Source organism: Enterococcus sp. LJL51 (genome assembly GCF_054871795.1).
Window position 1 is genome coordinate 63,149 of sequence record NZ_JBTXLW010000005.1, and the last position, 19,269, is coordinate 82,417.

Below are 19,269 nucleotides of genomic sequence, written 5' to 3' on the forward strand. Positions count from 1 at the left end.
TAGATATGCAGCTTATTTCTAAATACGTCTATCTTACCTAATTAAACTACTTTTTTTGCTGTTAGTTGGCAACACTTCTTTTGCAGCACTTGGCTTTGCCGCATTGGTCACCAGCTTCATAGAGATCCTTGCCGCTTTCAAAATTTACCGGCTGATCATCCTGCAGCAGGGCAAGTCCCATATACTGCTGTAAATCATCATCGCACTCTTCACACCAGCGCTCATCCCCATCATTCCAAAAGGCTGAAAGATAGTTAGGCTTTGCATTTGTATATGTATATTTTGAGGAAATTTCCTGCCACTTTTCTATGTAATATGCAGCTGCTTCGTCCAAACAGTCAAACGTTTTCTCTTCAATGATGTCATCCCGCCACTCTTCAAAAAACCACCATGGTTCATTATCACCATACATTAAAATTACTTGATACACTCTTTTCACCTCTTCAATTCATACAAATGCTATTGTAGTCAGTTCCAGATAAAGATGCAAGCAATTGAGCTTAAAAAGAACATCCGTTATCTTATTTTAACATAAAAGCTGGTCTAGCTATTAGAAAGATGCCTCTGATAAATCAATCAAAGGCATCCCATACTTTTAAACATATTGAAGAACTTCTGCGTCTTTATATGCCTGATCGATCAGACCGCCGCCAAGGCATTCCATGCCATCATAAAATACCACTGCTTGTCCTGGTGTTACTGCACGGACTGGTTCATCAAAGATGACCTCGGCCCGATTATCAGATAAAAGCTTAACAGTCACGGGAACATCCTGCTGACGATAACGGAACTTTGCTGTACAGCGGAATTCCTTTACTCTTTCTTCATTTGTCGTAAAATGAATTTGGCTGGCATCCAGACGTGTAGCATAGAGTGTCGGATGATGGAAGCCTTGACCAACATAAAGAGTATTTGTTTCCAACTCCTTGCCAATCACAAACCAAGGTTCTTGCGATTGACCGCCTCCTCCAATTCCAAGTCCTTGCCGCTGACCAATTGTATAATACATTAATCCGTCATGCTGACCTTTCACTTCACCATCTTCAGTGACCATATTGCCGCGCTTAGCCGGTAAATAATTACTTAAGAATTCCTTGAAATTCTTTTCTCCGATAAAGCAAACACCAGTTGAATCCTTTTTCTTTGCAGTTGCTAAATCTGCTTCTTCTGCAATACGACGGACTTCTGATTTTTCCATGCTGCCTAACGGAAACATAGTTTTAGCTAACTGTTCTTGTGACAGCTGACTTAGAAAATATGTTTGATCCTTATTATTATCTACACCTCTCAGCATATGGACGGTTCCGTCTTCATCACGCGCTACTTGTGCATAGTGTCCTGTAGCCACATAATCTGCACCTAACTGCATAGCATAGTCTAAAAAGGCTTTAAATTTGATTTCTTTATTACACATAACATCGGGATTCGGTGTTCTGCCAAGTCGATATTCTGCTAAAAAATATTCAAACACACGATCCCAATATTCCTTTTCAAAATTCACCGAATAGTAGGGAATACCAATTTGATCGGCTACCTTAGCAACATCCTTATAGTCCTCTGTCGCTGTACAGACACCATTTTCATCGGTATCATCCCAATTTTTCATAAAGATGCCTACAACATCATAGCCCTGCTCCTTTAAAAGCAGTGCTGTAACCGACGAGTCAACCCCGCCGCTCATTCCGACGACAACACGTATCTTGCTGTTTGTCATTTTCTCACCATCATTCTTATAGATTCTGAAACATCCACGATTTGAAGGTCGCTGTTTTCCAGTGCTTTCCATTATACTAGGAATTCATGAGATGTAAAGATGTTCGCAAAATTATAAAAAAACCTAAATAACTATTGCCAATAAATACTGTTCCCCCGACAGGCAAGGTCGCTGCTGCCGTTCAATTAACTAATCATTTGCTGTAGCCATGCTTGATAAAAAGCCAGCTGCTTCTCTGTATGGAAAAAATGCTCACTGTCTTCCATAATCGTTAAATCAACTGGAAATCGGCTGGAAAAATCCTTTATCACTGACATATCTGTTAAGTTATCAAGGGTACCGTATAAAACAGCAGTTGGTATATCCCACATTACAATAGGATGTGCCTTAACATAAGTATAGTACGCCCAATAGAGAGTCTTGAAGGGTGTGGCTATAACCTGCTGCTTTTGCAGCTGGTCAGGATTGACTCCCGCCCAAAGCATCATCTTTTCAAAAAGCTGACCCATATCTAAAATAGGTGATAAGAACAAGGTCTGCTTTAGCTTCTCATCAGAAAAAGCTAGTAAGCTAAAATAGGCGCCAATACTATTGGCAAACAAATAAATGTCTTTTGCCTGTTTTTTTGCATAGACCATTACTTGTTCAAGCTCTTCAATATATATTTGAGCATTTTGAGGTTCTGCACCTATTCTTTCTCCATGAGCAGGTAAATCGAAGCTAAGCACCTGAAACCCCTTCTTCACTGCTTCTTCAGCCAGCAGTGCAATAACTTTGTCTTCTTTGTTAGACTGATCGCCATGAACCGCAACGTATAGTCGGTCTGATTGCTTTCCCCATAAAAGTGCTGGAATATGTTGGATTTTAATGTATTCTTTTTGCATGTTCTTCCTCTGTTTCTTTCAATTATTCTTTTACTTCCTGCTATTAATAAAATCAAGTTCTTTTTCATTTAAAAATAGCTTTTCATTAGTCGATTGACCCACTCCGGAACAATTGCCTCATCTTTACAATCATACATGGGATAATATGGTTTAATGTCTAAAACCGGCGTGCCGTCAATTGCATCCAGCCCTTTCACTGTTAACGTAGTTTCCGAAACAGAAACTACCTCTACTGCTGTAATCCCGATTTGGTTTGGGCGATCCTTTCCTCTTTGGGAAAAAATTCCTACTAAAGGCATATCTTCCCTGTTCTGCGGCTTTCTTTGCAAATGATTTTTTTCATCAAAATGTGCTTGATTCAGATAATAGAGTATCAGAACATGAGAAAATTCTGATAAGCCTTTCAATCCGCCAAAATAATTTGATTTTAGAATAACCTTGGATAGGTCTGTTCCCCATGAGTTATCCTTACGCTGGCTTATTTGATTATCTACAATTCCAATTGCTTCGATTTCAATAGGCATAGGCACTCTCCTTTTTTCAGCAGCCCTCTCTTCTTTTACAAATAACTGACAACTATTCTCTTTTCTCATTTTAGCATAAAGAGAACTTTCTTATAGCAGTAGTTTCACTTTTTGGGGAAACTAAACGCAGGGATATCATCATTTGCATTCATAGCAAATTTTAAGCGTAACAATACAAGAACGGTTGACTGAAAGTATTAATCATGGAGAATAAGGAACGCAATCGTAATAGCACCTATTCTTTAGGCTATACTTTTTCTTGCTGCTTCAAAACTTTTAATAAAAAGGCAGCTTATTTCAAAAAATTATTTCTACTTCTTCTTTTGTTCAGTTTTAAAGCAAAAAAACGTGAGTGAGATATAACTCAAAGAGTTATGTTTCACTCACATGAAAATCGAATAAACAGTAATGCAGGAGCACTTGTCGGGTTTTAGGCTGCGACGAGTAACCGCGGGAGCACTTGTCAGATTTTAAACTGCGATGAGTAACCGCAGGAGTTGCCCGCTCCCATACAACTTAGACCTTCTATCTTTACTCCATTATAAAATTATCAGTCACTTAAATTTTTAAACTAATAATTCGTAAAGTCCAGCAACAACCCTGTCTGCCTCTGGAAGATTCTCTTTTGTTCCGATTCCAACTACATACATTCCTGCCGCTTTTCCAGCCTGAACCCCTGCTTCGGCGTCCTCAAAAACAGTACACACTGACGAATCTAATCCTAGTGCTTCTGCTGCCTTTAAAAAAACCTCTGGATCAGGCTTAGCCTTGGATACTTGATTACCATCAATAATTGCATCAAAAAGATCATAAATGTCTAAATTCTTTAGAATTAAAACTGCATTCTTACTGGCAGACCCTAAAGAAATCTTAATTCCGGCTTTTTTAAGCTGCAGGATGTATTCCTTTGCCCCTTTTAAAAGCTCATCTGTTTTCATATCTTTAATATAATCCAGATACCACTCATTTTTCAGTTCTCTGTACTTTTCCTGCTCTTCCTCAGTTAAATTAATACCGCCAATCTCCAAAAGAATTTCCAGTGAACGCACTCGGCTGACACCTTTCAATCGTTCATTTTGCTCTTCAGTAAAATCGAATCCTAGCTGATTCGCCAGCTTTTTCCAAGCCAGATAATGATACTTTGCAGTATCCACAATTACACCATCCAAATCAAATATTGCACCTTTCATCGTTTCCATATTTTACTGCCGTCCTTTCCTGCTTCCACTTGATAAATTCCGTCATTTCTACAAACTTTAAAGCTTAGCTTTGTCCATTTTTTTGGTAGCTTGGGATTTGTTGAAAGCTTGCCGTTTTCTATCTTCAATCCGCCAAAGCCAAGAACTGCAGCCATCCAAGCGCCACCGTTCGCTGCCGGATGGGTTCCACCAATATAAATGGTTCCAGCAAATTGTTTCGTCTGTCCCGTTAAATCAACGGAGGCAGTCTTCATGAAGTACGGATATGCCCACTCAGGATCGCCAACATCACAGGCAAGCAAGGCATAAATACAGGGACTTAAAGAAGAACCATGCTCTGTTCGTGGTTCATAGTAGGTCCAGTTGGCTTTTTTTACTTCTTTTGAATAATCCTCTTTAAATAAGTTCAGCATCAACACGACATCTGCCTGCTTGATGATTTGTGTATCTGAAGCCACACCATAGGCACCGCCCCAGTATTCTTTCGGGTCGATTAGCCGCGAGCGAACCTCATCCACAGTTGTATCCTCAAGCTTAAAGTAGTCGTCAAACTGCTCAATAACACCGGTTTCTTCATCAGGTTCCGGAATATATAAAGCGACTTTCATTTTTTTTAGATTTAGAATTTCTTCCTCGTAATTCAGCTTTTCAATAAGCGCTCGGTAAAAATCCGGTTTTTCACTAATAATTTCCAGTGTTTTTAGTGCAATATCCAGTGTGTAAGCCGCTATTTTATTTGTATACACATTATTATAAACACGTTCATGGTATTCATCCGGACCAATTACATCAATCAGCTCAAACTGTTCTTTCTCAGAACGATAATAGGAATAGGAATAATAAAAACGGGCACATTCAAGAATGACTTCAGCTCCTCCATCGAATAAAATCTCCTGATCACCAGTCATTAAATAGGTTTGCCAAATACCGTAGGCAACATCGCCGCTAATATGAATTTGCTTATCACGGAAGTAGGTCCGCATTGGTCGTTTAGTGAACACATCTGTAACATTGTAGTCTGAACAAGCATCCTGTCCATTTTCCTGGCTTTCCCAGGCATAGAAAGCACCTTTAAAGCCATATTCAGCTGCTTTTGCTCTGGCCCCATCCAATGTGCGAATTCGATAATCCATCAAGCTTTTTGCTACATCAGGTGCTGTATGCAGGAAAAAAGGCAGCATAAACATCTCTGTATCCCAGAAAACAGCTCCTTTATACGTCTGACCTGACAGCCCCCGAGCCGGTATTGATACTGGTTGTCCTTTTCTAGGGGCGATACTTAGCAGCTGATAAATACTGTAACGTAATGCCAGCTGAGCTTCTTCATCCCCTTCAATTTCAACATCTGATACATACCAATAGTTTTTCCACTGTTCCTCATGCTGTTCTTTCAAGACTTCATAGCCGATATTGTTCGCCTTCCGGCTGCTCTCAAGTGCTGTTTCGACAGGATTCTCTGTATCCTTTGATGTGTAAACCGCAATTGTTTTAGTCAAAGTATATGTTTTCCCCGCTTCAGCGGTAAATGTAAATTCATGAAAAACACCGGCTTCTGAATCAATCAGCTGCGGCTGTATATCTTCGTTAAAAGCAGCTGTTTCAGCTGTGATTACGGTCTCTCCTAATTCACTGGTTACAGCAGATAAACCAATGACGCTTGTCTCTTTATGAACGGTAAAATCCGTTAAATGAGGACCATTAATATCCCAAATCTGCTTATCAATTCCTGTTAAAAGCCGAACTTCCCCAGTTTTCTCTAAAGAAAAAGAATAGCTCATGACCAGGAGATGGGAGTCGCTGCTGCTTGCGAAACGCTCACTTTCAACTGTCACTAGCCCGTTGCTTCCCTTAAAAACTGTTTTTCGCTGATGAACGGCTTTGTACATGTCTAATTGCTGAAGATGCTCTTCAATATCGCAGGTTGTTAAATCAATGTTTTCTCCAGCTACTGTTAGCTTTGTAAACAATCCATTAGGCGCATTAACGGGTTCCCGCCAAGCGGTTCCCCGTTGATCGTAAATTCCAGATAGATTACAGGCAACCATCTCTTTCTTTGTATACTCCTCCAGCGTCCCCCGATAGCCGAAATAGCCATTACCGATAAGGAATTTATTTCCAAAATCTACAGCTTTGTCCAGCTGTTTTCCAGTCTCTGAAATAATCCAGCTCATGTTTTCTCCTCCAATTTTTCTTAATTTCGACAAAAAGGAAGATTGAGAGAAAATTCTTCATCCCTGCCCAATCTCCCTAATAGTGATTCGCCTATTTTCCAAGTCCAGCTACTCCTCAGGCAGGTCTCACCAGTCGAGAAAAGCTACTGACAGTTCTTTAAACTTGCCATTGTTCTGGAATCATCAACTGACTGCTTGCTTCAGCAATCGTTCTTTCCTGTCCATAGACGGTCATTGTTACTGGCTTGCCGGCAACTGTTCGAAGAGTCGCCTGTTTATCAGCAACAGCAACTTCAATGATGCTGCCGTTATATTGGATTCTAAAGGAATAGCCTGTCCACTGTACCGGCAGTATTGGGTTCAAAACCAGCTGGCTGCCGTCACTCCGAAGTCCACCAAAGCCATAGACAATATTCATCCAGGCGGCGGCAATAGATGTCGTATGAAGCCCTTCATTCGTATTGCGGTTGTAATTGTCCAAATCCATCCGAGTCGCAAAGCTGAAGAAATCAAAGGCTTCATCAAATTTGCCTAATTCAGCCGCTAATACAGAATGAATAGACGGTGACAATGAAGATTCATGAATCGTTCTAGGTTCATAGTACTCGTAGTTTACCCGCTTAGATTCTTTAGAAAACTGTTGATTGTATAAGAATTGGAACATCAAAACATCCGGCTGTTTGATCATATCATTGCGATAGATACGATCATAGGACCAGTGAGAATACAATGGAAAATCCGTCACAGGAATCTTTTGAATATCAATATGAGGCAAATCAAAAAATCCATCGTGTTGTTCGATAACACCATCTTCTCTTTCAAAGAACAGCGCTTCTTCTGCACAATGCGCCCAGTTTTCCCACTCATCCTTTGTTACGCCAGTTTTTTCCTGTACTGCCACAAATTGCTCTGGCGCTTCTTTAAGCATTTGTTTCAGTATCTTCACTGTATACTCAAATGTCATTTTTGCCATATAGTTGGTATATGCGTTATGGTTGACCATCACCTGAAACTCATCCGGTCCCATTACACCGTAAAAGCCGAATTTATTTGTCAGCTGACTCCAATCTCCCCGTGCTTCCAAAAAGCGGGAAATTTCTACCAGCATCTCTGCTCCATGACTGTATAGAAATTCTTTATCTCCTGTTAGGTGACTGTAATGCCAGATACCATAGGCTACTCCTGTGCTTGGCTGAAACTGTGTACTGGCATGCTGCCAAAGGTCACACGCCTCATCCCCATTCAGCGTAGCAATTGGATAACAGGCACCTTGACAATCCAATTCTTTGGCTCTGCGCTTTGCAGCCTCCAAAGTTGAATAGCGGAATTCAAGCAGGTTTTTAGCCGCCTTTGGATTGTTAAATAGATAGTAAGGTAAACAGCAGGTTTCTGTGTCCCAAAATGCATGACCGCTGTATGCTTCTCCTGTTAAACCTTTAGCCCCAATGTTGTTTGAAGCATTTTGTCCATGATAAGTCTGCTGCAGCTGGAAGATGCAAAACCGGATTCCCTGCTGGTTCTTTTCATCCCCGTCAATTCGAATATCAAAGTTATCCCAGATATTTTGCCAATAGTTTTGCTGAGCTTCTTGTCCTTTCGTATAGCCTTGAAGAGAAAGTGCTTCGACTGCGTCTGTTCCTTCCTGCCACAATTCATCTGTATCAGCAGGCTGTTTCTTAATAAGATTAGAAACAAGCTTTTCTACAATGACTTCTTGTCCTTCTTCTAAAATCAGCTGAAGCTCATATCCGATTAGCTTGTCTGATTCTATCAGTTTCTTTTCTGCTTTCTGATTACTATTCAGATGAAATCCGGAAAATATTTGCTGACCAGTAGAAATCGTTTGGCCGATAATTGCTAAATCTTCCTGCGCATTAAGCTGTCCTTTTCGCTTTTCTTTCCAGAAGGAGACTGGCTCCTGACCATGTTTTGTATTGAAATCAACTCCACTAATCAGCTGAAGATTTCCGTTAAAATTCAAAGGTTTAAACGAAATTTTTTGATAGCCGCTGCTTGAATTTTCCATATGTAGAAAGCGTTCAAATTGAACCTTCAAACGTTTTCCAGTTTTCGTTATCCAAACAAAAGATCGTGTTAAACAACCGTTTTTTAAATCGAGTACCCTAGAAAAATCTTCAAAAGTAATCGCATTCATATCCAACCGCTCACCGTCAATCATAATTCTTGTATATAACCAGTCAACGGTATTTAGCATGAAATGAGGTTTCGTAACAATTCCTTTGTAATGAGAAAGCGCCTTTTTTCGGCTGAACTCATAAATACCGTTAAAATAGCTGCCTAATAGAGTTTCCCCCGAAGATCCTTCTTCAAAGTAGCCGCGAACGCCCATATATTCATTTCCTAGAGAGAAAATAGACTCTGACACCTGCTCATATTCAGGATTAAAGCCAGTTTCGATAATCTTCCAAGGATTAAGTTTAAAGTATTCATCTGCAATTTTTGCCATGTGCCTACACACCACCTGTTTTATTTAAAGTACGTTTTTTGAAACAGGCTGCAGGAATGTCCCAAAAAGACATTCCTTTGTTTACTGAATTTCTTACTCAGTCACTTTCGTTACAGATTGCCGGACAATCAATTCTCCAGAAAGAAAATAAAGCGATTGATTCTCTTTATCTGGCTCCTCAATAATTTCAAGCAGCTTAATTAATGCCATTTCTCCTTTTTTGACATGATCCAAACGAATAGTTGTCAATGGGGGATCATTAATTTCTGCATACTTAATATCATCGAAACCAATAACTGCTATTTTCTCTCTGTCGTATAATCCCTTCACCTTTAATGAATGAATAAAGGAAACTGCCAGAAAATCTGCAGTAACTACTACTGCGGTAAATTCAGTTAACCGGGCAGCCATCTGATCAAAATCATCTCTCGTATAAAGATGTCTGCGCTCAAAACTCAAATTACTGTTTCTCAAGGCTTTATTAAAGCCTTGATAGCGCTGCTCGATAACTCCTGTTGTATCTTCGTCAAAAGGATAGGTCAGAAACGCAAACCTTTTATGCCCATTTTCTATCAGGAAGCGGGTTGCTATAAGCCCCGCTTCAAAATCATCTGTATTGATGAACACCCGGTTATTCGAGTGCTCTGCCAGATAGCTCTCTTCATCTGTGAGATGGGTATCAACAAACACAACAGGTGCTTGAATAATTTTGTTAATCTCACTGAAGAATTCTGCGGATACACCAACAGCAATAAATCCCTCAAATTTCCAGTTTCTCTGAACAGCCTCTACGTCCTCCACTGAAGTAACATTATGAATCAACGTAAACATACCGGCTTCCTTTGCCCGACGTTCAATTCCTTCCAGAACCTCAGTAACAAAAGGGTCGGAGAAATCAATATCTACTTTGTCTGAATAATAAAGCAGACCAATCAGCTTTGAAGAGGATTGTACCAGTGCTCTGGCATTCATATTTGGTGCATAATTATATTTTTTTATGATTTCCTCAATCAGATCAATCTTATCTTTTGAAACTCGATGGGCTTTTTTATTGATGACATTGGAAACCGTTGTAATACTTACGCCAGCCTCCTGTGCAATTTGTTTGATTGTTACCCGCATTTTCTTCACCATCTTCTTGTTTATTTACAACTATTATATCCATAAGGTAAAGAAGTATCCAATCTTTCTTTTTTTACTTCCCTGAACCGCTGGCCACACCAGCAATAAATTGCTTCTGGAAAATGATATAAACAATGATAACCGGGATGATTGAAATTGAAGTTGCCGCAAATAATCCGCCGTAGTCTGTTCCGTACTGTCCGTTGAACATTCTCAATCCGACAGAAATCAGCTGTTTCTTCTCATCATTAATCATCAGGAACGGCCATAGATAGTCTTCCCAGCTCCATAAAAACTGAAAAATTGCCAAACTTGCAATCGTGTTGCGCGACATGGGTAGAATGATTTTATGAAAGATGAAGAATTCAGATGCACCGTCTACTCTCGCCGCTTCCAGCATCTCATCAGAAATCTGAGAAATTGACTGCCGGAACAGGAAGATACCAAAACCACTGATCATTGCTGGAATAATTAGCGACTTATAGGAATCCAGCCAACCAAAATCAAGCATCATCTCATATTTAGGAATAATTGTTACTGCCCAAGGCAGCATCATCGTACTGAGTACCACACCGAAGAGCAAATTTCTTCCTCTAAAGCGATACTTAGCAAAAACAAATCCTACTAAAGCACTGGTGTAAATTGTGATTGCAGTTATCGTTACAGAGATGAACAGACTATTGAAAAACATCCGCATAAAATCAAACTTTTCCTGAACATCTATGTAGTTTTGAAAGGTATTCGGTGTAGGAAACAAACCGCCGTCTACCCGCACAATTTCCTGATTCGTAGCAAATGAGGAAAGCAGCATCCAAATGAATGGAACCACTGTTATCAATGCAAGGGCTAGCAGAAGCAGATTGAACAGAATCCGTTTTGTTTTCATTTGTCCAACTTCCCTTCTCCAGTGATTTTAAACATAATAATGGTTAAAATACCAATGATGACAAATAGGATGATTGCCATTGCTGAGGCTGTCCCAAAATTGTATTTTTCAAAGGCCTCGTCATAAATTAAATAAGAAATAACATAAGTGCTGGTTCCTGGTCCGCCTTTGGTCATAATCAAAACCTGAATATACGCCTGCAGATAAGTGATTAGTGAAGTAATAACTACAAACAGTGTTGTTGGACGAAGTAATGGCCAGGTAATCTGACTGAAACGCTGCCACTTATTTGCTCCATCAATATCTGCTGCTTCAAATACATCCTCCGGCAGCCCCATTAATCCGCCTAAAAAGATTACCGTAGCATAACCAAAGTCCTTCCATATTGTCATGATAATAATTGCCGGCATCGCCCATTTAGAGTTCATCAGCCAGTTAATATCCAGTTGAAAGAGTTTATTAATTAAGCCAAACTGAGGATTGAACATCCACATCCAAACAAAGGAAACCGCAACTAATGGTGTGATTGTCGGCATATAAAACATCCCTCTAAAGAATGTTTTGAAACGTGCCAATTTTGAATACAGCAGCGTTGCAAGACCTAATCCGATAATCACCCGGAACACCACTGAGAAAAATGCAAAGATAAATGTGTTGCTCATTGAGCTCCAAAACAGCTTATTCGTTAAGACATTTTTAAAATTATCCAGACCAACAAAATTATATTTATCAATCAGCGGATTCCAGTCATGAAGACTTCCGGCAAAAGCTTTATAAATCGGATAGACTAGAAAAACCGCAAAATATAGCACAAGTAAAGTAACCGTAATATTTTTCAAGCTGAAAAACGTAGGTTTAACTGATTTTTGTTCCATCATTATCCCTCCTTCATTCTTTTATTAAGTGGGGAAGGGACATGAATATCCCCATCCCCTCTAAGCTATACTTATTTTGCTTCGTCAAAGAATTCGTAACTAGATTCTAATGATGTAAAATCTGTATCCTTCATTTCAGATTCCATTTTTTCCTGTGCATCTTTAATCGCTTGTTTCATATCTTTACCATTGTATAAAACATCATCTAATGTCTGATCTGCTGTTTTTTCAACTGTTGCAGGAAAGGCACCAGGCCAGATTAGACGGTCTACACGAGGAGCAATCGCACTCAATACAGGATTTTCTAAAATTTCAGAGTCATCCGCTAATGATTTCTTTGTCGGGAATGACGCTAATGCCAAAGCACCTTTTTTAGAATATTCATCATTAGCCAGACAATATCTCAGGAAGTCCTGTGCTACAGCTTGCTGTTCTTCTGACTGATTCTTGTTAATTCCTGGCGTACTTTCTCCATTGTAACGGTCATAAGCAAATGGTACATCTTCTGTTGGCGTCGGCGTTGCAAAAACACCAAAATCAATATCTGGATAGTTTGTATTCAGTTCATTTAAATACCAGCCCCACATATAAACCATTGCTGTTTGACCATTACCAAAGCTTTGTTTTGCTTCTTTCCCAAAGTCCTTTGAACCAACCTTATCTTTTTCATATAGATTAATTAGGAACTGCATGTTTTCTTCAGTTGTTTTATTATCGTAGTTTACGACCTTACCATCGTCTTTAAACAACAATGTGCCTTTTTGGTAATTCAACCCTTCATAGATTGCACTATAGTTTTCAAAGTTATAGTTAAAACCAGCCTGAGTGATTTGTCCATTTTCTGTTTTAGTCAGCTTCTTCGCGACTTCTCTAAACTGATCCCAGGTTTTTGGAATATCCGCATCGGTTAATCCAGCATCTTTCCACATTGCTTTATTATAATAGAAGTTTCCGGTATTAATTAAGCTGTCAGTATAATATACTTTTCCATCAATCACATGAGGATCAACTGATGTAAAATCAGCCTTCAAATCATCTACTGAAATATCATAAGGTGCTAAATAAGGGATTAGAATATCATGTTGTGAATTATGAATATTAAAAATTGCCGGACCATCTTTCCCTTTTAATGATAATGGCAGCTTTGTCCAATAATCTTCCCAAGGCTGGTTAACGACTTTGATTTCAACATTCGGATAGATTTTTTCATACTCTTTAGCCATCTCAATTGCTGGATCGCCCTCGTTCCAAGTCCAGTAATCAATTTTAATCGATTCGCCATCATTCACTAGCTTATTTGGATCAAATTTCACTGTTTCGCCGATTACGTCCATTCCTTTATCTTCTGTTGTGTCTTTGGTACCTGATGATGTTTGGCTTTCCTTGCCTGATGAGCATGCTGCCAAACCACCAATTAATAAAACTGAGAACAACGCTGCGATGACTTTCTTCTTCATTTGTAAGCCCTCCTATATTTTGTAGGTTTAACGTTAAACTTATACTTACAAAACAAGTTTAACGTTAAACTAAAATCTTGTCAAGCGCTTTCATTTGTTTTATTATTATTTTGTTTGTATTTTTTTTATTTGTTATTAATCGTTTGTTATTAAATCCAACTAATTTTTGCTGATTTCCAAGCTTCATAATTTTTGTAGATGTTATCGAATTTTTTTATTTTTTCGAATGATTTTTTATAACTAATTCTTTTACACACTTCAAATGCTTTAACATGTTTTTCAGCCTTTACACAAAAAAAGAATACCAGGTAAATCTTGAACTAGTTGTTGTATTGTGAGATTTATTACAGCTGATTTTTCCAGTTTTGTTTGTACTGAAGTCTTTAGTTAAATGATAGGCACAGTAATAACATAGCCATTTAAACAAGAAAAAAGACCCAAGTAATTTCTTGAGTCTTTGTCTACGAATCAATGATTCAAATCAATTAAGCTTTTTCCAGAACACCACGGCTAATCATTCCATCCATCAGGAAATAAAACTTCTCCTGACTCATTTGATGATTATCTCCTTTGAAAATATTCATAGACTTTAGCCCATTTGCAGTTGTCACTGACATCTTCAATAATTTCAAATCCTTGGAAATCGTGAGTTTCAGCTTGAATCCTTCTTTACTTTGAGGGGTTGCATCCAGCGAACGAATCAGTTGGAAGTTCCCAGAATTGGTTTCAGTAAAGCCATTGTCTCTAAGTGTGTATCGTTTTGCAGCGGAATTCACTTTATAAAATATTTCCGATCCTTGTGCTGCTGCTTTTTCTGTAAACGCCATTTATTTCACCTCTTTTGTTCAATTCATCTTTTATTATAGTGGTTGACACGAGTTTTTTCTAGTCTATTTTCATTAATTTCTTTTATTCAGTCAGTCGTTTTACTGTCTGAATCAGAATATCCATAAATTTTGCTATCTCTTCCTCTGTATTTTCATAACCGAAGCTAATCCGGATCGATTCATTAACAGCAGGATGTCCCTCACCATACATAGCTTCCAGTACATGAGAAGGCTCAACTGTTCCAGCTGTACAAGCTGATCCTGTCGATACAGCAACGTGATTGAGGTCAAGGTGCATTAATAATAAATCATTAGGAACCCCTTTAAACCAAAGATTTAGGATATGAGAAAGTTTTTGCTCCTGCGAACCGTTTAGCTGGTAAGCAATTTCTGCTTCAGTCAGTTGCTTCAAGATCAATAATTGAAACTGTTGATTTTTCTTTTTTTGTTGCAGCTTCGCCTCAGTTGACAAACGTTCCACTGCTTTTCCCATTCCTGCAATACCAGCCAGATTTTCTGTACCAGCTCGTCTTTTTTCTTCCTGTTCCCCTCCATGCATAAAGGGGAGTAAACGGATTCCTTCTCTTTTATATAAAAAGCCAACACCTTTGGGACCATTTATTTTGTGGGCCGAAGCACTTAAAAAGTCAATTCCTATTTTCTGTAAATCAATTTCTTCTGAACCATAAGCTTGAACAGCGTCTGTATGAAAAACTGCTTGATGCTCTTTTAAAAGTTCACCGATCTCCTTAATTGGCATCAATTGACCCGTTTCGTTATTTCCATACATAATAGAAACAAGAATCGTTTCCTCATTTAACGCTTCTTCAAATGCTTCAATTGTTACCCTACCTGAGCTGTCTACAGGAAGATACGTTACATCAAAGCCCATCGTCTCCAGATATTTCATCGGCTCAAGTACCGCAGGATGTTCTACAGCAGTAGTGATGAGATGTTTCCCTTTGTCCTTCATTCTCAATGCAGTCTCAATAATCGCTGTATTATCGCTTTCTGTTCCACCACTAGTAAAGATAATCTCATGGGGTGCAGCATGAAGACTTTCCGCAATAATTTGACGAACAGCTTCCAGCTTCCGATGAGCCTCTCGACCAACACCATGGATGCTTGAAGGATTGCCGTAATTGGTGGTCATTACCTCAGTCATCTCGTTAATCACATCAGGATGCATAGGGGTTGTTGCTGCATGATCTAAATAAATGTATTTCATCGGATTCGTCCTTTCGTCATTATTACTGAGTTATTCTAACATAGAGCTTAGATTTCATCAAAGCATCCTTATTCTTCTTTTAAAAATTGCTGTTCCTTTCGATAGGAAAGAAAACTGCCGTACATAAAGACTGCGATTCCCAACCAAATAAAGCCAAATGCGGTAAATTGAGCAGTTGAATAAGGCTCGTGAAATAGGAAAACAGCAAATAAAAGCATAATTGTCGGATTAACATATTGAATAAACCCAACAATAATATAAGAAATCCGTTTAGCCGCCTCCGCAAACAACAATAGTGGAATAGCCGTTACAACACCAGCACCCATTAATAGTAGATTTGTTGAGCCGGTATAAGCCATAAATCCCTGTTTTGAAAAAAATAATAGATAAATCAGTGCAATTGGCAAAATAATTAGTGTTTCCAGTGTTAGACCTGTATACGAACTGACTTCTATCTGCTTTTTCAACAGCCCATATAGGCTAAAAGAAAAAGCCATGATGAGTGACGCATAAGGAATAACACCTGTTTGAATAGTTAGCAGCACTACCCCTGTCAAAGCCAGCAGGCAAGCGACAATTCCTATCCGATTCAGTCGTTCCTTCAAGATAACTGTTCCTAATAAAACATTAACTAACGGATTCATATAATATCCTAAGCTAGCTTCAGTCACCCGCCCCTGACTAACGGAATAGATAAAGGTGAACCAGTTGATTGAAATTAAAACCGCGGCTGCAACGATCCCTACTGTTTTCTTTTTGCTTTTTAGAACGGCCTTAACTTCTGCTAAAAATGCGGCGCCTTTTCTGGTCAGAAAAATATAGAGGCTCATAAATAAAAAAGACCAGACGATTCGGTAGCATAAAATATCCAATGCATCTACTTCTGGAAGCAGCTTCCAATACAGCGGGATAATTCCCCATAGTATATATGCTGCAAACCCTAATATAATTCCCTTTTTCTGTTCCTTCATTTTTTCTCCTCCCATCAAAACATCTATTAAAAAAATCATTATATAAAATTGAAAGCAAAAAAAATTCAAACAACTCCGTGCAGCATCCGTTTGTAAAAACCAAGAACTATTTTTTTTTAGCCTTATGCTTTTTTCAGCAAACCTCTTTCACTGGTAAATGGGGTTTAAAAGAGTCTGGGACATAAAAATAAATTCCCAGACTTTTAGTATGCCTAAAACCGAATAAATGGTGGGACAGAGACAATTTATTCGGCAATAAGCTGTAATTTAGCAAAAATTTATAAGTCAATTTTCACAAATTCCTTCTTACTGCTTGAAATCAACTGTTTCTGTTCCAACCTCTTTATCTCAGCTCTAAAACTATTATTTTTTTAAGTGAAACAGCGGACTCATTGGTGTATTCTCGTGAATCCTCTTCAGCGCTTCGCCCATTAAATCAGCACAGGAAACAATGGTCAAACACTCTGGTCTACGGTCCTCTGAAACAACAACGGAATCTGTCACACACAGCTGCTTAATCGGCGAAGCATCAATCCGTTCTTTACCTCCCTGTGAAAGCAGTCCATGAGAGCCGCAAGCATACACTTCAGAAGCACCGTTTTCAGCTAAAATATCAGCTGCTGTTGTCAATGTCTCCCCGGTATTAATAATATCGTCAACCAGAATACAGATTTTATCTTGGACCTCACCAATAACATAGCCGGAACGCTTACCGTCTTCCTCATACTGATCCACAATCGCTAAAGACGCGTTCAGATATTCAGACAGACTGCGCGCCCGCTGAACCCCGCTGTTTTTTGGTGAAACCACTACAATATTTTCTCCAGTTAGTTTTTGATCTTGATAATGCTGAGCAAACAAAGGCATTGTAAAAAGATTATCTACCGGGATATCAAAGAACCCCTGAACCTGAACAGTGTGCAAATCCAATGTAAGCAGTCTGGTTGCACCAGCCTCCACAAGCATATTTGCCACCAGTTTGGCGGTTATCGGTTCTCTTGGCTTTGCTGTTCGATCCTGACGGGCGTAACCGTAATAAGGCAGTACCACATTAATTGTTTTAGCACTGGCTCTTTTCAATGCATCAATCATAATCAAAAGCTCCATCAGATGATCGTTGACAGGTGCATTTGTAGATTGAATGAGGTAAACATGGTCTCCCCGTATACTTTCTTCAATATTGATTTGAATTTCTCCGTCACTGAACTGACGAACTGTACTTTTTCCTAATTCTGTACCAATTCCAGCGGCAATCTTTTCTGCTAAGGGTTGATTGGCATTCAAACTAAAAATCCGCAGCGTTTCATCTTCATATTTCCGAACCATGATTTCCTCCATTTGTTATTTTTTCTTCGCTCATTTATTTTACCACTGATTGAGCGAAAAATCATGAAACATTGAAAACTATTGCTAAAAGTAGGAACCATTCCTATCTAACCAGCCTATTTAGTAAATAACGTTTAAGACTATTTATACTTTTGAAACTGAAATAATAGTTCTCCTTAAAAAAATCTCTGCAAAAGCTGCTCTTTCACGTTCATCAGAATTTCTGTGAACATAGAAAAGCCGAGGACTGAAATCCTCGGCATTCCTCCCCAGTATTTCATTTACAGAAAACTAGGGTTATATCAGACTGGAAATTTAAAAAGATAGACTCAATTCCCAGCCTTTTAGCATAAATTTTGGGGAAATTTATGTGCATAACTACAATTAATTATAAGCAAATGCAATCAGATTGGTATCATCATTGATACATGCCTGCAGTGAGATTCGCTCGCCGCCGCCAGAACCAGTAATCATGTCCCACATGTCTGCTCCACTGCTCAGCTCTGCGCCATAATCATCGACCCGTACCATACTGCTGACTGTATAAGTCGTTGGTACTCCGGTACCATCTGTTACGATTATCTGGCTGCCGCTTCCTAAAGAAAAAACAGCATTAAAAATACCTGGGTTATGACCAATAAAATGTGTATTTAGTCCGTCGCTGCCAGACTGCACTGCCGCTCCTCCCCAAGTAGAGGCGGTTCCGTAAGGATTGCCGTCAATGATACTTTGACCGCTGCCCTGACCACCATTTTGATAGGGAATTGCCTGACCATTTATATAAATAGTCATAGGTTGATAAGCAGACGCTGAGTCATTTCCCTCAGTATTCTGCTGACTAGTTGAAGCAGCCGGTGCGGTCACAACTGCTGGTTGTTGCACGCTTTCAGGTGCAGTAATCGTAAAGGTTTTATCTGCCCAACCAATATTCCCACTGCTGTCAGCAACAGAAAAACGAATAGTTTGTGTACCGGCTTTAGATGTATCTAAATTTCCTTCTGCCCCAACTGCTGCAGAAAGATCTCCATCGTAATCATCATACGCTGTTACGCCTTCATAAATATTTACCAGTTGGCCGACACTGACCGTTACAGCATTTGCTGTAACTACTGGCGGCACAAAATCTGCACCTGTGTTACTGCTGCTCTCTGCTTCTTTCTTCGCTTTCAGCTCAGCTTTTGTGTCAATCGGCTTAGCTTCGGCTATAGAATCTGCAGTTTTGCTGCTTGTTTGATCTGTGGCAGCATCTGTACTTACTTGTGTGTGTTTTTTTTGTTCATCAGCTGATTTGTCATAGATTTCGGCAAAAGTAGTTCCTCCCGCAAAAGTTAGTAATCCTACAGCCATTGCGATTTTCATTACATTTGTTTTCATGTCGATCCCTCCAAGCTAATTGGTGAGATTTACATTTATCGATAAATTCAAATCTGCTTTTTATTAAATTTTTATGTCTTTTCAAAATTTATTGCTTTTCTATATTCTTATAATATACCTGTTAGTCTCAAACACATAACAATTCGATTGTTTTAAATTTAAAAAAATAGAAAAAAAATGGTATAATCGCTTATATAACAAGGCTATGTCAAAATGTTCTCAAACATAGGAAGATTTTGAAACG

At 39.0% G+C, this 19,269-nt stretch carries 16 protein-coding genes; all 16 read right to left on the reverse strand.

Features of this window, described 5'->3' with window-relative positions:
* Positions 1 to 61 precede the first annotated feature (61 nt).
* Positions 62 to 430, reverse strand: coding sequence for a DUF1033 family protein (locus ACYSNQ_RS06875; protein ID WP_426082141.1), 369 nt, complete (start codon positions 428 to 430; stop codon positions 62 to 64).
* A gap of 165 nt (positions 431 to 595) precedes the next feature.
* Positions 596 to 1,714, reverse strand: a complete 1,119-nt coding sequence (mnmA, locus tag ACYSNQ_RS06880; RefSeq protein WP_426082142.1) for a tRNA 2-thiouridine(34) synthase MnmA — start codon at positions 1,712 to 1,714, stop codon at positions 596 to 598.
* 185 nt (positions 1,715 to 1,899) lie between these two features.
* Positions 1,900 to 2,598: an alpha/beta hydrolase gene (locus tag ACYSNQ_RS06885; RefSeq protein ID WP_426082143.1), complete on the reverse strand. Its 699-nt coding sequence runs from the start codon at positions 2,596 to 2,598 to the stop codon at positions 1,900 to 1,902.
* 68 nt (positions 2,599 to 2,666) lie between these two features.
* Complete coding sequence (tsaA, locus tag ACYSNQ_RS06890; protein ID WP_426082144.1) at positions 2,667 to 3,122, reverse strand: tRNA (N6-threonylcarbamoyladenosine(37)-N6)-methyltransferase TrmO; 456 nt, start codon at positions 3,120 to 3,122, stop codon at positions 2,667 to 2,669.
* 566 nt (positions 3,123 to 3,688) lie between these two features.
* Positions 3,689 to 4,321: a beta-phosphoglucomutase gene (gene pgmB / locus ACYSNQ_RS06895; protein WP_426082145.1), complete on the reverse strand. Its 633-nt coding sequence runs from the start codon at positions 4,319 to 4,321 to the stop codon at positions 3,689 to 3,691.
* Positions 4,309 to 6,492 carry a glycosyl hydrolase family 65 protein gene (locus tag ACYSNQ_RS06900; protein ID WP_426082146.1) on the reverse strand — a complete coding sequence of 728 codons (2,184 nt, stop codon included), beginning with the start codon at positions 6,490 to 6,492 and terminating at the stop codon, positions 4,309 to 4,311. The genes pgmB and ACYSNQ_RS06900 overlap by 13 nt, the downstream gene beginning before the upstream one ends.
* A gap of 157 nt (positions 6,493 to 6,649) precedes the next feature.
* Entirely contained in the window at positions 6,650 to 8,959 is a 2,310-nt protein-coding gene (locus ACYSNQ_RS06905; protein ID WP_426082147.1) for a glycoside hydrolase family 65 protein, read from the reverse strand.
* A 93-nt stretch (positions 8,960 to 9,052) separates the two neighbouring features.
* The gene (locus ACYSNQ_RS06910) at positions 9,053 to 10,081 is read right to left on the reverse strand and encodes a LacI family DNA-binding transcriptional regulator (RefSeq protein WP_426082148.1); all 1,029 of its coding nucleotides are present in this window, start codon (positions 10,079 to 10,081) and stop codon (positions 9,053 to 9,055) included.
* Between the two features lie 73 nt (positions 10,082 to 10,154).
* A complete protein-coding gene (locus ACYSNQ_RS06915) occupies positions 10,155 to 10,967 on the reverse strand; it encodes a carbohydrate ABC transporter permease (protein WP_426082149.1) in 813 nt (270 codons plus the stop codon).
* Entirely contained in the window at positions 10,964 to 11,842 is an 879-nt protein-coding gene (locus ACYSNQ_RS06920; RefSeq protein ID WP_426082150.1) for a carbohydrate ABC transporter permease, read from the reverse strand. Before ACYSNQ_RS06920 ends, ACYSNQ_RS06915 begins: the two co-directional genes overlap by 4 nt.
* Positions 11,843 to 11,913: 71 nt before the next feature.
* Complete coding sequence (locus ACYSNQ_RS06925; RefSeq protein WP_426082151.1) at positions 11,914 to 13,299, reverse strand: extracellular solute-binding protein; 1,386 nt, start codon at positions 13,297 to 13,299, stop codon at positions 11,914 to 11,916.
* 485 nt (positions 13,300 to 13,784) lie between these two features.
* The gene (locus tag ACYSNQ_RS06930) at positions 13,785 to 14,126 is read right to left on the reverse strand and encodes a DUF1831 domain-containing protein (protein WP_426082152.1); all 342 of its coding nucleotides are present in this window, start codon (positions 14,124 to 14,126) and stop codon (positions 13,785 to 13,787) included.
* 82 nt (positions 14,127 to 14,208) lie between these two features.
* The gene (locus tag ACYSNQ_RS06935; RefSeq protein ID WP_426082154.1) at positions 14,209 to 15,354 is read right to left on the reverse strand and encodes a cysteine desulfurase family protein; all 1,146 of its coding nucleotides are present in this window, start codon (positions 15,352 to 15,354) and stop codon (positions 14,209 to 14,211) included.
* Between the two features lie 68 nt (positions 15,355 to 15,422).
* Complete coding sequence (gene rarD / locus ACYSNQ_RS06940) at positions 15,423 to 16,325, reverse strand: EamA family transporter RarD (RefSeq protein WP_426082155.1); 903 nt, start codon at positions 16,323 to 16,325, stop codon at positions 15,423 to 15,425.
* Positions 16,326 to 16,688: 363 nt separating this feature from the next.
* The gene (locus ACYSNQ_RS06945; protein ID WP_426082156.1) at positions 16,689 to 17,651 is read right to left on the reverse strand and encodes a ribose-phosphate diphosphokinase; all 963 of its coding nucleotides are present in this window, start codon (positions 17,649 to 17,651) and stop codon (positions 16,689 to 16,691) included.
* 384 nt (positions 17,652 to 18,035) lie between these two features.
* A complete protein-coding gene (locus ACYSNQ_RS06950) occupies positions 18,036 to 19,025 on the reverse strand; it encodes an immunoglobulin-like domain-containing protein (protein ID WP_426082157.1) in 990 nt (329 codons plus the stop codon).
* Positions 19,026 to 19,269 lie beyond the last annotated feature (244 nt).

Excerpts from the sequence above, each read along its gene's own strand:
- mnmA (WP_426082142.1), bottom strand. The coding sequence starts at position 1,714 with ATGACAAACAGCAAGATACGTGTTGTCGTCGGAATGAGCGGCGGGGTT.
- ACYSNQ_RS06885 (WP_426082143.1), bottom strand. The coding sequence starts at position 2,598 with ATGCAAAAAGAATACATTAAAATCCAACATATTCCAGCACTTTTATGG.
- tsaA (WP_426082144.1), bottom strand. The coding sequence starts at position 3,122 with ATGCCTATTGAAATCGAAGCAATTGGAATTGTAGATAATCAAATAAGC.
- pgmB (WP_426082145.1), bottom strand. The coding sequence starts at position 4,321 with ATGGAAACGATGAAAGGTGCAATATTTGATTTGGATGGTGTAATTGTG.
- ACYSNQ_RS06900 (WP_426082146.1), bottom strand. The coding sequence starts at position 6,492 with ATGAGCTGGATTATTTCAGAGACTGGAAAACAGCTGGACAAAGCTGTA.
- ACYSNQ_RS06905 (WP_426082147.1), bottom strand. The coding sequence starts at position 8,959 with ATGGCAAAAATTGCAGATGAATACTTTAAACTTAATCCTTGGAAGATT.
- ACYSNQ_RS06910 (WP_426082148.1), bottom strand. The coding sequence starts at position 10,081 with ATGCGGGTAACAATCAAACAAATTGCACAGGAGGCTGGCGTAAGTATT.
- ACYSNQ_RS06915 (WP_426082149.1), bottom strand. The coding sequence starts at position 10,967 with ATGAAAACAAAACGGATTCTGTTCAATCTGCTTCTGCTAGCCCTTGCA.
- ACYSNQ_RS06920 (WP_426082150.1), bottom strand. The coding sequence starts at position 11,842 with ATGGAACAAAAATCAGTTAAACCTACGTTTTTCAGCTTGAAAAATATT.
- ACYSNQ_RS06925 (WP_426082151.1), bottom strand. The coding sequence starts at position 13,299 with ATGAAGAAGAAAGTCATCGCAGCGTTGTTCTCAGTTTTATTAATTGGT.
- ACYSNQ_RS06930 (WP_426082152.1), bottom strand. The coding sequence starts at position 14,126 with ATGGCGTTTACAGAAAAAGCAGCAGCACAAGGATCGGAAATATTTTAT.
- ACYSNQ_RS06935 (WP_426082154.1), bottom strand. The coding sequence starts at position 15,354 with ATGAAATACATTTATTTAGATCATGCAGCAACAACCCCTATGCATCCT.
- rarD (WP_426082155.1), bottom strand. The coding sequence starts at position 16,325 with ATGAAGGAACAGAAAAAGGGAATTATATTAGGGTTTGCAGCATATATA.
- ACYSNQ_RS06945 (WP_426082156.1), bottom strand. The coding sequence starts at position 17,651 with ATGGTTCGGAAATATGAAGATGAAACGCTGCGGATTTTTAGTTTGAAT.
- ACYSNQ_RS06950 (WP_426082157.1), bottom strand. The coding sequence starts at position 19,025 with ATGAAAACAAATGTAATGAAAATCGCAATGGCTGTAGGATTACTAACT.